This is a genomic window from Streptomyces sp. NPDC008313 (genome assembly GCF_042956125.1).
In the GTDB taxonomy this organism is placed as follows: Bacteria; Actinomycetota; Actinomycetes; order Streptomycetales; family Streptomycetaceae; genus Streptomyces.
This window is the reverse complement of record NZ_JBIBFR010000025.1, coordinates 1-14,258: the sequence shown is the minus strand read 5'-3', so window position 1 is coordinate 14,258 and position 14,258 is coordinate 1. Positions and strand designations below refer to the sequence as shown.

General features: G+C 73.3%; 8 protein-coding genes. 6 read left to right on the top strand and 2 right to left on the bottom strand.

The features are described 5' to 3' along the window. The first annotated feature begins 187 nt into the window (after positions 1–187). Positions 188–2,281: an asparagine synthase-related protein gene (locus ACFY93_RS27915; protein ID WP_391364046.1), complete on the top strand. Its 2,094-nt coding sequence runs from the start codon at positions 188–190 to the stop codon at positions 2,279–2,281. A 439-nt stretch (positions 2,282–2,720) separates the two neighbouring features. Next, entirely contained in the window at positions 2,721–6,284 is a 3,564-nt protein-coding gene (locus tag ACFY93_RS27910) for a BTAD domain-containing putative transcriptional regulator (protein WP_391364044.1), read from the top strand. 155 nt (positions 6,285–6,439) lie between these two features. On the opposite strand, the gene ACFY93_RS27905 is transcribed toward ACFY93_RS27910, so the two are convergent. Next, on the bottom strand, positions 6,440–7,228 hold the full coding sequence (locus tag ACFY93_RS27905; RefSeq protein ID WP_391364042.1) for a TetR family transcriptional regulator: 789 nt from the start codon (positions 7,226–7,228) through the stop codon (positions 6,440–6,442). 372 nt (positions 7,229–7,600) lie between these two features. Between ACFY93_RS27905 and ACFY93_RS27900 the strand changes: the two genes are divergently transcribed. From ACFY93_RS27900 to ACFY93_RS27890, 3 genes are all read left to right on the top strand, one after another. Then, positions 7,601–8,968: an FAD-dependent oxidoreductase gene (locus ACFY93_RS27900; protein WP_391364040.1), complete on the top strand. Its 1,368-nt coding sequence runs from the start codon at positions 7,601–7,603 to the stop codon at positions 8,966–8,968. 130 nt (positions 8,969–9,098) lie between these two features. Then, positions 9,099–10,769: a SpoIIE family protein phosphatase gene (locus tag ACFY93_RS27895; protein WP_391364038.1), complete on the top strand. Its 1,671-nt coding sequence runs from the start codon at positions 9,099–9,101 to the stop codon at positions 10,767–10,769. Positions 10,770–10,825: 56 nt separating this feature from the next. Next, positions 10,826–11,641, top strand: coding sequence for a methyltransferase domain-containing protein (locus ACFY93_RS27890; protein WP_391364036.1), 816 nt, complete (start codon positions 10,826–10,828; stop codon positions 11,639–11,641). Between the two features lie 71 nt (positions 11,642–11,712). Here ACFY93_RS27890 and ACFY93_RS27885 read toward each other — a convergent pair whose 3' ends face one another. Beyond that, positions 11,713–12,972, bottom strand: a complete 1,260-nt coding sequence (locus ACFY93_RS27885) for an MFS transporter (protein ID WP_391364034.1) — start codon at positions 12,970–12,972, stop codon at positions 11,713–11,715. Positions 12,973–13,120: 148 nt separating this feature from the next. Here ACFY93_RS27885 and ACFY93_RS27880 point away from each other — a divergent pair, with 148 nt between their 5' ends. Further along, positions 13,121–13,669 carry a MarR family transcriptional regulator gene (locus ACFY93_RS27880; protein ID WP_391364032.1) on the top strand — a complete coding sequence of 183 codons (549 nt, stop codon included), beginning with the start codon at positions 13,121–13,123 and terminating at the stop codon, positions 13,667–13,669. Positions 13,670–14,258 lie beyond the last annotated feature (589 nt).

Below are 14,258 nucleotides of genomic sequence, written 5' to 3'. Positions count from 1 at the left end.
CCTTTGTACCCCGGATTCCGTCACCGCCGCGCCGCCGATGCCGGCACGAGGGCGTCATGGGGGCGTCACGGGGGCGCACTTCGGGGAGCACAAGCCGACGCGGAGACCCTCCCGTGCGCTTCCTTCGTGGCAGCATGGTGCCCAGTTCGTACGGTGCACTGGTTGTCCACAGCCTGTGGAGGCGGCGATGCGGTGGTTGGTGGGGTGGAGCAGTACCGCCGCTGGGGCGCCCCTGATCGGTTCGGCGGGAGCCACCGGGAACGACGGCGAGGCCGTGCACCCCGTGGGCTCCCAGCTCCTGTGGGGCGACCCGGACCCGCTCTGGGCCGTCGGTGACTGGCGCCCCGACGAGGTCCGTGTGGTCAAGGCCGACGCGCAGACCAGGATCGCGGTGCTCGGCACCTGCGGCGCCTCCGACGAGGAACTGCGCGTCGGACTGTTCGCCGCGCGCGGGGGCGCACTCAGGCATCTCACCGCCTGGCCCGGCAGCTACACCGCCGTCGTCCAGGTCGGCCGACGCGTCACGGTCGCGGGTGACCTCGCCGGCGCACGGCCCGTCTTCTACACCCCGTGGGCGAAGGGCACCGCCTACGCGACCGCCGCGCTTCCGCTGGCCGACCTCATCGAGGCCAACCTCGACTTCGGCCATCTCGCGGCCCTCCTCGCCACCCCCGACGTACCGGCCGCCCTCCACGACTCCACGCCCTACGAAGGCGTACGGCGCATCCCCCCGGGCCATGCGCTGATCCTGCGCACGGGCGCCCGCGAGATCGCCGGTTACGAGCCGGTCGCCTCGCTCGCCGTGGCGGCGCCCACCGCCGATCCGGACGGTGCGGTGGACGCCGTACGGGACGCCCTCGTCGAAGCCGTGCGCACCCGCCTCGCCGCTCCCCGGCACGTCCCCGGCACCGGCATCGACCCGGGGCCCGTGCCCGGCATGGGGCCCGCCGAGCGGCGCGCGGCACGCGGCATGCCGGTGCCGGGCATCGGGGCCGACCTCTCCGGAGGCCCGGCCTCCGGCACCCTCGCCCTGCTCGCCGCCGGGCTCCCCGGAGCACCCGGTACGGTCCTCGGCCACGGCACGGGCGCGGGCGAGCGCCTCCTCGCGGTCACCTTCAACGACCTCGTCGTCGGCGGCAGGGAGGCCGAGCTGGAGCGGGCGGGGACGCTGGCGGCCAACCCCCGGCTGCACCACGTCGTCGTCGCGGGCGGCGAGGACGCACTCCCGTACGCCGAACTGGAGGGGCCGCTCACCGACGAGCCGGGCCCCTCCCTGGTGACCGCCGCCCGGCACCGCGCCCGGCTCGCCTCCGGAAGCGCGGACCACTTCACCGGGTACGGGGCCCGGCAGGTGCTCGATGCCCACCCGGCGCGTCTCGCCGACCTCCTGATGGACCGCAAGAGACGTCACCTCGTGAAACCCGTCGCCGCGCTGGCCAGGGCCGACGGCTCGGTCATGGTCCCCGCGCGCGTGTACGGCGCCGCACGCAAGCTCGCCCGCACCCCCTACCGCACCGGCGTCGACGTGCTCGCCGACCGGCTGATGCGACGCCGGTTCGACGAGCCTGGCGGGGCCGTCGGGGCCTCTCTGTCCGGGCTCAGCTGGGCGAGGCCGGGGCCCGCGGCGCGCTGGCTGACGGGGGAGGCGCTCGCTGAAGTATCGGTTCGCCTGCAGGGCGCGGCGGGACGTCCGGGCGTCGGACCCGGGCAGCGTCCCGGCGACTTCCGCGCGCGTGCGGCACTCGCCCGCCACGCGGGTGACCTGCGCGTCCTCGAACAGGCCGCCGAGGTCCGCTTCCAGCGGCTGCACGCGCCGTTCCTGGACAACCAGGTCGTCCGCGCCTGCCGCCTGCTCCCCGAGGCGCTCCGGGTCCGGCCGGGCGCCCGCGCGGCGATCCTGCGGACCGTCCTGGAGGGCGCCGGCGTGGCCGGCCTGCCGCCCGGCTGGGGCGCACCCTCCCACGCCTCCAGCGCGGCGGCCGCCCGTACGGGGCTGCGGGTCGCGGTGGACTCCCTGGTCGCGCTCTTCGACACACCGCTGCTCGCCCAGGCGGGCATCGTCGAGGCCCGCGTCGTCCGCAAGGCCCTCCGGGCGGCCGCCGAGGGCGAACCGCTTCCCCTCGACGGTCTCGCGGACCTCGTCTCCCTCGAACTCTGGCTCCGCCGCCTCCTCGCCCGCCGCGGCACCTGCTGGACGGGCACCCCGGCCCGCCAGCGGGCGGTCCCCGCCGGAATCCCGCCCCAGGGCCGCGCCCTGGGAGCAGGAGCGAGGAACGGCTAGGACCTGTCCGGCCCGGTCATGCCGCGGACATGGGTTCCGGCCCGCGCCTCCGGCACGCACCTTCGCGGCGTCGCCGGTGGCCCGCACCCTCAGGCGCGGCGACGCGGTGCCCACCGGGCCCTGCCGCGGCGCGGCGACACGGTGCCCACCGGACCCGGCCGCGCCGCGGGGGCGTGGTGAGCGACGGTCGCGGCATCCCGTACCCGTACGTGCCTGCGGCGTCGCTCGCGCCCCGGCTCGTGGCCTCGCTCCCGTACGTGCCTGTGGCGTCGTTCCCCGCACCGGCTCGTGGCGTCGCTCCCGCACCTGCCGGTGGCCTCACTCCCCGCACCGGCTCGCGGTCTCGCGCCCCCACCGGCCCGCGGTCCCACCTCCGCACCCGCCGCGGCCGACCGGCTCGCCGTGAAACCCCGCGCCCCCACGGCCCCACCCAGGGACAATGACACCTGTGCGATACAGAATCCTGGGACCGGCCCACGCGTCGGACGACGACGGCAGCCCCATCCCCCTCCCCGGCCCCCGCCTGCGCACACTCCTCACCGCCCTCGCCCAGCACCCCGCCCACCCGCGCAGTCCCCAGTCGCTGATCGACGAGGTCTGGGCGGACGCCCCGCCCCAGGACGCCCCCGCCGCCCTCCAGGCCCTGATCGGCCGCCTCCGCCGCGCCCTGGGCAAGGACGCCATCGCCTCCGAGGCGGGCGGATACCGTCTGACGGCCGCCGAGGAGGACATCGACCTCCACGTCTTCGAACGCCTGGTGCGCCAAGGAAGAGCCGCGCTGGAGAAGGACGACGCGCGGACCGCCGCCCAGACCCTGCGGGACGCCCTCGCCCTGTGGCGCGGGCCCGCCCTCGCCGACCTTCCGGACCGCACCGCCGCGACCTGCCCCGAGGCCCTGCGCCTGGAGGCGGTCCGCGCACGGGCCGACGCGGAACTGCGGCTCGGCCGCGCCCACGGCCTCGTACCGGAGCTGAGGGAACTGACGGCAGCTCACCCGTACGACGAACAGCTGCACGTCCTCCTCATCCGCGCCCTGCGTGACACGGGCCGGGGAGCCGACGCGCTGGCCGCGTACGAAGAGGTACGCCGCGCGCTGCTGGACGGCCTCGGCGCGGACCCCGGGCCCGAACTCAGAGCCCTGCACGCGGAACTGCTGGCCCCGCCGCCGGCATGGCCGCCCGGCCCCACGCCGGAACCGGAAGCGGCGGGCCCGCACACTGGGGGGCCGCCCACCATGGGGCCGGACACCATACGGTCGGAGACCATGCGGTCGGAGGCGCCCCGGTCTCAGGCGCCACAAGCCCTGCAGAGCACCCAAGCCCCGCAGAGCACCCACGTGCCTCCGAGCACCCAACCGCCCCGGATATCCCCGGGCCCCGCAGGCGGCCCCGACAGCACGCCTCGCCCCCGAGCCGCCCGGACCGGAAACCTGAGGCCCCGCCTCAACTCGTTCGTGGGGCGGGAACCCGAGCTCGACGCCATCCGTTCTGATCTACGACGGGCACGACTGGTCACCCTCACCGGACCGGGAGGCTCGGGAAAGACCCGCCTCGCCGAGGAAGCCGCCGCCGGGCTGCCACAGGCGTGGCTGGCCGAGCTGGCCCTGCTCGACCGGCCGGAGGCGGTCCCCGGCGCGGTCGTCAGCGCCCTCCAGCTGCGCGAGACGGTGATGATCGGCAAGGAGATGGGCGCACCGAAGGACGACCCGGTCGCCCTGCTCATCGAGCACTGCGCCCCGCGCAGCGAGCTCCTGATCCTTGACAACTGCGAACACGTCATCGACGCGGCAGCCGAGCTCGCCGAGACCCTGCTCACGCACTGCCCCGGCCTCACCATCCTCGCCACCAGCCGGGAACCCCTCGGTGTGCCCGGCGAGTTGGTGCGTCCGGTCGAGCCGCTGCTGCCCGGTCCCGCCCACCAGCTGTTCACCGAGCGCGCCGCCACCGTCCGCCCCGGCGCGGGTACCGTCCCCGACTCCGCGGCCGTGGACGAGATCTGCCGACGGCTGGACGGGCTGCCGCTCGCGATCGAGCTCGCCGCGGCCCGGCTGCGGATGCTCACACCGCGTCAGATCGCCGACCGGCTCGACGACCGCTTCCGGCTGCTCACCTCCGGAAGCCGTACGGTGCTGCCCCGCCAGCAGACCCTGCGGGCCGTCGTCGACTGGTCCTGGGAGCTGCTCGACGAGCCGGAGCGGACCGTGCTGCGCGAGGTGTCCGTCTTCGCGGGCGGCTGGGACCTCGCCGCGGCGGAGGCGGTGTGCACCGGCCCCGCCGCCGACCTCATCGGGGCGCTCGTGGACAAGTCCCTGATCGTCGCGACCCCCGGTGACCCGGATCCCGCGGGGCACGGCACCGGTATGCGCTACCGCATGCTCGAAACCATCCACGAGTACGCCACCGAGCGGGCCGCCGAGCAGCCCGGAGCGCGCGCCGCGGCCGAGGCGCGCCACGGGGCCTGGGTCCGCGCGCTCGTGGAGGAGGCCGAGCCGAAGCTGCGGTCCGCCGAGCAGCTGGTCTGGGCGCAGCGGCTGGAGACGGACCTGGACAACATCCGGGCGGCCCTCTACCGGGCGGTCGCGGGCGGTGAGGAGGAGCAGGCCCTGGCTCTCGTCCTCGGCATGGGCTGGTTCTGGTGGCTGCGCAACTTCCGCCAGGAGGCCATGCTGTGGACGGACCGCGTGCTGCGCCTGGGCACGCTCCTCGACACCGGGCAGGCCGCCGACGGGTCTCCCGACCGGTCCGGGGCCGTCACCGCTCCCTCCCAGGACGGCGCCCGCGACCTGTTCGACGCACTGGGTGCCCACGACCCGATGGCGGCCCTGGTCGACGCTCCGGAGAGCGCGGAGCACCATCCGCTTTACGCGGACCGGATGAGGCTCCGGATGCTGCACCTGTTCATGATGGCGGAGGAGCGGGCCCTGAAGGATCCGAAGGACGCGCGGACGCGTGCGTACGTCTCCCGGATCCGGGACTTCTTCGCGAAGGGCGGTCCGGACGCGGCGCGGATGCCGGGCATCATCTGGCCGATGGCCGGCTATGTCCTGGGGGACCAGCGGCACATCAGGAGCCTGATGGACCAGGCGGTCGCCAACTGCCGGGAGTACGGCGGGGACTGGGAGGTAGGCGTCGCCCTGATGTTCCGTACGCACATGATCGTCGACACGCCCGGCGGGATGCCCGGCATCGACGAGGACCTGGCGGAGCTGAGGGTGCTCAGCCGGCGGGCCGGGGACCGCTGGATGCGTGCCCAGGTGTGCAGCGCGGCGGGTGAGGCGGCGCTGGTGCGCAGCCGGCTGGGCGAGGCCAGGCAGGAGTACGCGGAGGCGCTGCGGCTCGCAGACGAGGTGGGCGCGTACGCCGAGACGCCGTTCCTCCTGGCCCGGCTCGCGGAGGTCTCCTACCGCGAGGGCGACCGTCCGGCCGCGCTCGCCACGATGGACGCGGCGAGCGAGGCGGCCGACCTCCACGGGGTGCCGGACTCCCGCGCCTTCATCGGGCTGGTGCGCGCCCACATCGCGCTGGACGCGGGTGACACGCGACAGGCGCGGGAGCTGGTCGAGACGGCCCGGGAGGAGAGCGGCCACGGCACGCCGCCCCCGCAGTTCATCGCGGGTCTGGACCAGGCCGACGCGCTGGTCACGGCGGCGGAGGCGGGCGTGGAGCGCGGTCTGCCGAAGATGGCCGGTGCGCTGCGGCACGCGGTGGAGGCGGGCTGCGCGGAATGGGTCACGGCGTCGCTGACCGACAGCGCGGCACGGCTGGTGGCCGACCTCGGCGACCTCCCGCGCGCGGTCCGTCTGCTGGCCGCCGCCAGCGGGTGGCGCGGGGTCACGCCACGCCCCATGCCGGAATGCCTCGAGGCCGAGCGTCTGGAGGCGGCCGCGCGCACCGCGCTGGGTCCCGGCCGCTACGAGTCCGAGCGGACCAGGGGCTCGTCCCTCACGGTGGCCGCCGTACTCGAGGAGTTGGCCGACGCGGTGGAAGGACTCGGCACCGAGTAGGCCGGAGCCGCCGCGGCAGCCGACCCGGGCACCGGCACGCCCGTACCCGGGCACGCCGGCACCTCACACGCGGTGCGTCGCTCGCGGCGGGCTCACACGCGGTGCGTCACCCGTGGCGGGCGCGGCCACGCGGGGCGGCCGGAGCCCCCGCGAGCTCACACCACCGGGCGCGAGCGCAGGCCCTCCAGCAGGATGTCCAGAAGACGGGCGGAAGCCGCCGCCTGGTGGGCCGCGTCCGGGAGCGAGGGCGCCGCCGTGGCGATCACCAGCAGGACGTCCGCCACGGTCACGTCCGTCCGCAGCTCACCCGATTCGCGCGCCCGCTCCACGAGCCGGCCCACGACATCGAGCAGCTCGGCCGCACCGGCGTCGTCCGCCGCGGCGAGCGCCTCCTCCTCGTCCGTGCGCTGCTCCACGAGCCGCAGATCGGGCGCGAGTTCGGTCCGCTGCTGGGGCACCCGCGACTCCTCCGCGGCGGTGGCCGGGGCGTCCGCGTCGTCCGCGACGCCCACCCGCAGCACCTGGGGCGGCAGCAGCCGTCCCGCGCCCGAGGCCACCGACGTCCGCAGGAAGCGCGACAGCGCCGCCCACGGCTCGTCCTCCTGGCCGAGCGCCGCCCGTGCCTGCTCGGTCAGCCGGGAGGTCTCCTCCTCGGCTATCCGGCGGACCAGGACGTCCTTGCTCGGAAAGCGCCGGTACACCGTGCCGACACCGACCCGGGCGCGCCGCGCCACGTCCTCCATCGGCGCGCCGTACCCCAGCTCGCCGAAGACCTCGCGCGCCGCCCGCAGTACATGCTCGAGATTGCGCTGTGCGTCCACGCGCAGCGGCGCCGAGCGCGGTCCGTCACCCGGACCGTGTCCATGACCGCCCTCGACCGTGCCGAGCGTGCCACCGGGTGCGATGGCCGACGCTGAAGACCAATGAGAGTCCTGAATGTGCATGAATATTCCCCCGGTAATGACGTCTCCCCCCGGAGACTCCCCGCCATTGGCAGCCGGAGCGTGTGGCACGAGCCTGGGTCACGGGCCCGCCGCGCGGACCCGTCGAGCGCATCCCCCTACACCCCGTCGACACACGAACATAGTTGAGCGGGGGTCAATTCAGAAGGGGGAGGTTCCGCACAGAGCGCCCCCCGATCGGAGTACGGGTCGCATAAGTCCCTGTTGCGCCCGCTCCATCCACCCGCCTCACCTCACTTGACCTGCGCATATTCCCCGCAGGCCGGTCAATCGGCCGCCCCGGCCCGGTCGCCGCGGCCGGTCACACAAATTGCCGGGCCTGTGGACAAACTCCAGAGCCGGGTGCGTCATGGGATGGTGAAGGAACCTGTGCGCATTCTCATCGTCGGTGGCGGCTACGTCGGCATGTACACCGCTCTCGGCCTTCAGCGGAGACTGAAGACCGAGCTGGAGCGGGGCCGGACGGAGATCGTCGTGGTCTCGCCGGACCCGTACATGACCTATCAGCCGTTCCTTCCGGAGGCGGCCGCCGGCTCCATCTCGCCGCGCCACGTCGTCGTCCCGCTGCGCCGCGTCCTCGACCGGTGCAAGATCGTCGTCGGTGAGGTCCGGTCGATCGACCACGCCAAACGCACGGCGACCGTCACCACCCTCGCCACCGAGGAGGAGGGCACCGGCGAGGACCAGATCTCCTACGACGAGATCGTCCTCGCCCCCGGGTCCGTCTCCCGCACCCTCCCCATCCCCGGCCTGGCCGACCACGCCATCGGGTTCAAGACCGTCGAAGAGGCCATCGGCCTGCGCAACCACGTCATCGAGCAGATGGACATCGCCTCCTCCACCCGCGACCCCGCCCTCCGTGACGCGGCCCTGACCTTCGTCTTCGTCGGCGGCGGCTACGCGGGCGTCGAAGCCCTCGGCGAGCTGGAGGACATGGCCCGCTACGCCACCCGCTACTACCACAACGTCAAGCCCGAGGACATGAGGTGGATCCTCGTCGAGGCCTCGAACCGCATCCTCCCGGAGGTCGGCGAGGAGATGGGCAGGTACACGGTCACCCAGCTGCGCCGGCGCAACATCGACGTACGCCTGGAGACCCGGCTCGACACCTGCGCCGACCGGGTCGCCGTCCTCAGTGACGGTGCCCGATTCCCGACCCGTACGGTCGTGTGGACGGCCGGGGTGAAACCGCATCCGCTGCTCGCCGCCACCGACCTGCCGCTGAACGAACGCGGCCGTCTCAAGTGCACCGCTCAGCTGACCCTCGACGGCGTCCCGCACGCGTGGGCCGCGGGAGACGCCGCCGCCGTCCCCGACGTCACCGCAGGGGAGCCGGGCAAGGAGACCGCGCCCAACGCCCAGCACGCGGTCCGTCAGGCGACCCTCCTCGCCGACAACATCGCCCACTCGCTGCGCGGCGAGGAGCTGGAGACGTACTCCCACAAGTACGTCGGATCGGTCGCCTCCCTCGGACTGCACAAGGGCGTCGCGTACGTCTACGGGCGCAAACTGCGGGGCTACCCCGCCTGGTTCATGCACCGCGTCTACCACCTGAGCCGGGTGCCCACCTTCAACCGCAAGGCCAAGGTCCTGGCCGAGTGGACGCTGTCGGGCCTCTTCAAGAGGGAGATCGTGTCCCTCGGTTCGTTCGAACATCCCCGCGCGGAGTTCGAACGGGCGGCCGGTGGAAAGCCCCCTCAGGACCCGAAGGGGTCGTCCTGAACGGACCCGGGAACTCCACCGGCACGCCCGGCGTCTGACGGATGCCGGTCCGGTCGGACAGACTGGTCCACGACCACGGGCGGCCCGACCGCCCGGCAGCCCACCCCTCGACCTCACGAGGCTTTCCCCAGTGAACTTCACGCGCTGGAGCGCCCGGCTCCCCGGAACACAGCGCCGCGCCGCGGCGCGGACCGACCACCAGGTCTCCCCGGACCGCCTCGGGGAAGGCTCCGTGCCCGCCGCCCGCGCCGAACAGCTCACCGACGAGGCGCCGCCCTCGCCCGCTGTCGACGACCTCCCGGTACGGGACATCCTCGACCGCGTCCCCGCGCTCGTCGCCCTCCTGCACGGCCCCGACCACCGCATCGCCTACGTCAACGACGCCTATGCGGCCGCCTTCGGTGTGCGCCCCCTCGGGGAGCCCGCCCGCAAGGCCCTGCCGGAGCTCGACGAGCTCGGCCTGCTGCCCCTGCTCGACCAGGTCCTGCGCAGCTCCAGACCTCGCACCGTCAAGTCCCGCAGAGCACCCGACGGCCGCTCCTACACCTTCACCTGCACCCCCGTGGACCTCCCGGCCGGCCCCGCACCGGACGGCGTCCTCAAGGGCGGCGGCGTTCTCGTCTTCGCCGCGGACGTCACCGATCACGCCGAGGCCGCCGAGCGCCTCCGCGCCAGCGAGCGTGATCAACGCGAGACGGCCGTCACCCTCCAGCGCTCCCTGCTCCCCCAGGAACTCGAAGAACCCGACGACCTGCGCATCGCCGCCACCTACCAGCCCGGCGGCACGGAGGCCGCGGTCGGCGGCGACTGGTACGACGTGATCACCCTCGGCGGCGGCCGCACCGCCCTCGTCATCGGTGACGTCATGGGCCGCGGAGTGCGCGCAGCGGCCGTCATGGGCCAGCTCCGCACCGCCGTGCGCGCCTACGCCCGCCTCGACCTGCCCCCGCACGAGATCCTGCAGCTCCTCGACGGCCTCGCCATGGAGATCGACGCCAACCAGATCGCCACCTGCGCGTACGCCATCCACGACCCGAACGAGGGCAGCCTCGTGTACGCGTCGGCGGGCCACCTCCCGATCCTCGTCCGCGACGAGGACGGCACCGTGCACCGCGCCGACGAACCCACCGGCCCCCCGCTCGGCACCGGCGGCTGGCTGCACGCCTCGGGAACCGTCCCCCTCGGCCCCGGATCGACCGCCGTCCTCTACACCGACGGCCTGGTCGAGCGGCGCGACGCCGACCTCGACGACGGCATCGCCGCCCTGGAGCGCGCCCTCGCCGGAGCCACCGGCACACCTCAGGTCGTGTGCGACCGCCTGGTGCGCGCCCTCGGCGTCGCAGCCGACCACGACGACGACGTCGCCGTCCTCGTCCTCCAGCACCCGGCCCGCACCGGAACGGACCGGGAGCTCTTCCGCAACGCCGCACTGGAACTGCTCGGCGGTGTGGAGGCCGCCCCACGCGCGCGTGCCTTCGCCTCCGGCGTCCTGACCAGCTGGCGCTTCCCGGCCGACCTGCACGACCTCGGCGTCCTCGCCACCAGCGAACTGGTCGCCAACTCCCTCCAGCACGGCACCCCGCCGATGCGCCTGCGGCTGCGCCGCACCGACCGGCGGCTGATCATCGAGGTCACCGACGGCGACGACCACCTCCCACGCCGCCGCCGCGCCGAACCGGCCGACGAGGCGGGCCGCGGCATCGCCATCGTCGCCACCATCGCGTCCCACTGGGGTGCCCGCCGCACCCCCGGCGGCGGCAAGGCGGTGTGGTGCGAGTTCGCACTCCCGCGTACCACCTGACCTTCCTGCCGCGCGTCATCTGGCCGGGACCGGCGCACGGTGCTAGTAGCTCACCCATGGCAGACGAAACGGGCTTGCAGCTCAGAGGAAGCGCCCCCGAGCGCTACGAGGAGTACGTCGCGCCCTTGATGGCGCCCTTCGTGGAGGCGGTGGTGGACGCCGTCGACCTGTTCCCCGGGGCCGCGGTCCTGGACCTCGCCTGCGGCACCGGCTTCGCGGCACGGGCCGCCGCCGCCCGCGTCGGCCCCGCCGGCCGGGTCTCCGGCGCCGACGTCAACGACGGCATGCTCCGCGTGGCCGCGGCCAACGCCCCCCGTATGTACCCCGACATCGAGTTCACCGCCGCTCCCGCCGACAAGCTTCCCTACCCGGACGCCACCTTCGACCGGGTCGTCTGCCAGCAGGGCGCCCAGTTCTTCACCGACCTGGACGCGGCCTTCGCCGAGGCGGCCCGCGTGACCCGCCCCGGAGGCCGCCTGGCCGCCACGGCCTGGGCGGACATGCGCCGCTCCCCCTACTTCGAGGTCCAGTACCGGGCCCTCACCGACCACGCAGGCCAGGAGACCGCCGCCGACTACGCCAAGGCCTTCTCCTGTACCGCCGACCGCCTCACGGCAGCCCTCGGCGCCGCCGGATTCCATGACGTGACCGCCTACGAGGTCACCTTCGGCATCGCCCTCCCGCCCCTCCCCGGCTTCGCCCCCGGCCACCTCTCGGCGCTGCCCTGGGGCCAGGCCGTCCTCGACACCGGCGGACCCGACGCCCTGGCCCGCGCCGCCGCCGACATCCGCGAACACCTCGCCGACCGCACCGGGCCCGACGGCGTCACCACCCTCCCGTTCACCGCCGTCCTGGTCACGGGCGCTCGCTGAACGCGCGACGGCCGCCACCACGACGATCCGTGGTGGCGGCCGTCACCGGTCCGCTGTCCCGCCCGCGACGGTCAGGCCGCCGTCGGCACGGTCTCCGCCGGGGCCCTCTGCGCGACCACCCGGCTCCTGGCCGCGGACGGCTGGTCCTGTACGGGGCTGAGCATCCGCCCCAGCCGCAGCGCCAGGTAGGTGATGCCCAGCGAGAACAGCACGAACGTCAGGATGTACGGCGCGTGCAGCGAGGCGCCCATCGGGCCGCCCACCGCCGGGCCGATCGCCAGCGCCAGCTGCTTCACCAGGGCGAACGCCGAGTTGTACTGCCCCGCCAGGCCCGTAGGCGCCAGATCGGCCACCAGCGGCGCCAGCGTCGGCGACAGCATCGCCTCACCCAGCCCGAACAGCGCGTACGTCGACACGAACGCGGCGCTCGCCATGGCCTGGCTCCCGTCGCCCAGCCCCGCGAACCCCGCCACGAGCCAGGCGAAGGTCCAGATGAGACCGACCGACGCGATCACCCGCGACCGCTTCCTGCGCTCCACGAACCGCAGCACCAGGAACTGTGCGACCACGATCATCGCCGTGTTCGCCGCCATCGCCGTACCGAGCGTGGACGTCGAGATCCCGGCCGCCTCCACGCCGTACGCGGAGAGCCCCGACTCGAACTGCCCGTAGCAGGCGAAGAAGAGCACGAAGCCGAGTACGGACAGCTGAACCATCGCGCGATGGTTCAGAAGCTGCTTCCAGCTGCCGCCCCGGCCCTGGGGAGCACCCTCCTGGAGGCGCGGCGCCCGCGGCATCCGCACCGTCGACATGACCGCGACCAGCAGGGCGAACATCGCCGCCTCGATCGCGAACAGCAGCGTGAACGACCCCGCGCGAGAGGTGTCGACGATGTGGCCGCCGATCAGCCCGCCGACACCGAGACCGAGGTTCTGCAGGAAGAACTGCGTCGCGAAGGCACGCGAGCGCGTCTCCGCCGACGAGCAGTCCACGATCATCGTCGCCAGCGCCGGCTGCATCACGGCCTGCCCGGCGCCCAGCGCCGCCGCCGACAGCAGCACGGTCGCGGCCCCGCCCGACAGCCCCAGGCTCAGCGAACCGACGGCGGCCGTGACCAGAGCGGCGAGCAGAACCGGCAGCGGACCCCGGCGGACGATGGCCCGCCCGGCGAACGGCAGCACGACGAGAGCGGCCACGGCGAAGACGGCGAGCACGACGCCCGCCGTCATGGAACCGAGCCCCCGCACCTGCGCCACGTAGACGTAGAGGAACGGGACCGTGAAACCGAGTCCGAACGCGCCGAGCACGTTGCCCACATGGATCCGGCGCATCGCTGCGCCCCTCACCCTGGTCACTTTCACCTGCCTTGATCGTGAGGTCCTCAGGGTGCAGCCCTGAAGACTTCGAAGCTAAAGTTCGACACTAAAGAGTACACATAGAAGGACTACAGAGCCAAGTGGGGCGTGCCATACTGCGGCCATGGGCGACACCTCAGGCGCCGGCGAGCCGACACTCGAAGAGCAGATCGCCGCCTACCAGCGCGAATTCCAGGACCTCGACCCCCAGGTCGAGCAGATCGTCTCGGCTCTCTCCCGGCTCAACCGCCGGATGAACGTCGCGTACGGCAGACAGACGGCCGAGCTCGGCATCAGCAATGCCGAGTGGGAAGTCCTGAAGGCGCTCGTCCTCTCCGGCGCCCCCTACCAAATGGGCCCCGGGGAACTCGCCAAGAGGCTCGGCCTCACCCCGGCCGCCATGACCCACCGCATCGACCGCATGGTCGGCGAGGGCCTGGTCACCCGGGAACGCGACGAGTCCAACCGGGTACGCGTCATCGTCGAGCTCACCGCCGAGGGCCGAGAGAAGTGGCTGGAGGCGATGCGCCTCGCCACGGTGTTCGAGGAGGATCTGCTCCAGGACCTCTCCGCCGACGAGCGTGGCGTCCTCGGCCAGTTCCTGACCTGCCTCCTGCGACGGGTCGAGCACGCCCAGCCGGACGCCGGCGGCCGGCTCAGCGACCTGGGCTGAGGGACGCGGAGAGCGGGTGTCGACCGCTCCTCCCCGGGCACTCGGCCGAGCACGGGACGGCAGTGGACCCGGCAGTCGGCCCGGTGGAAAAGATCTTGACAGCAGATGCTTGACAGCCACACGCCCGATCCGTAAGGTTCTTCGAGTTGCCACGGGGCCGTAACGGTTCTGCGACAGCACCTCCGCCGCTCGAAGCGGCAACCAAACCACCAGCACGATCTCCCAACGGGGTCGAATTCGGCGTGCCCGAATTCAATTCGGTTGGAGTGCGGCAGCGCCGATTAGGAACTGCCGGCAGGATCCGCTAAAGTTTGGGACGTCGGAACGGCCCAACGGCCGCGAGGACAAACCCGGTTGACTGGGAATCAGGCCCGAAAGGATCTGATAGAGTCGACACCGCCAGAAAGGGAAACGCGAAAGCGAGAACCTGGAAAGCACCGAGGAAATCGGACACGAAAGAGTCTGATAGAGTCGGAAACGCAAGACAGCAAGATCGAAGGGAAGCGCCCGGAGGAAAGCCCGAGAGGGTGAGTACAAAGGAAGCGTCCGTTCCTTGAGAACTCAACAGCGTGCCAAAAATCAACGCCAG

Excerpts from the sequence above, each read along its gene's own strand:
- ACFY93_RS27915 (WP_391364046.1), top strand. The coding sequence starts at position 188 with ATGCGGTGGTTGGTGGGGTGGAGCAGTACCGCCGCTGGGGCGCCCCTG.
- ACFY93_RS27910 (WP_391364044.1), top strand. The coding sequence starts at position 2,721 with ATGACACCTGTGCGATACAGAATCCTGGGACCGGCCCACGCGTCGGAC.
- ACFY93_RS27905 (WP_391364042.1), bottom strand. The coding sequence starts at position 7,228 with ATGCACATTCAGGACTCTCATTGGTCTTCAGCGTCGGCCATCGCACCC.
- ACFY93_RS27900 (WP_391364040.1), top strand. The coding sequence starts at position 7,601 with ATGGTGAAGGAACCTGTGCGCATTCTCATCGTCGGTGGCGGCTACGTC.
- ACFY93_RS27890 (WP_391364036.1), top strand. The coding sequence starts at position 10,826 with ATGGCAGACGAAACGGGCTTGCAGCTCAGAGGAAGCGCCCCCGAGCGC.
- ACFY93_RS27885 (WP_391364034.1), bottom strand. The coding sequence starts at position 12,972 with ATGCGCCGGATCCATGTGGGCAACGTGCTCGGCGCGTTCGGACTCGGT.
- ACFY93_RS27880 (WP_391364032.1), top strand. The coding sequence starts at position 13,121 with ATGGGCGACACCTCAGGCGCCGGCGAGCCGACACTCGAAGAGCAGATC.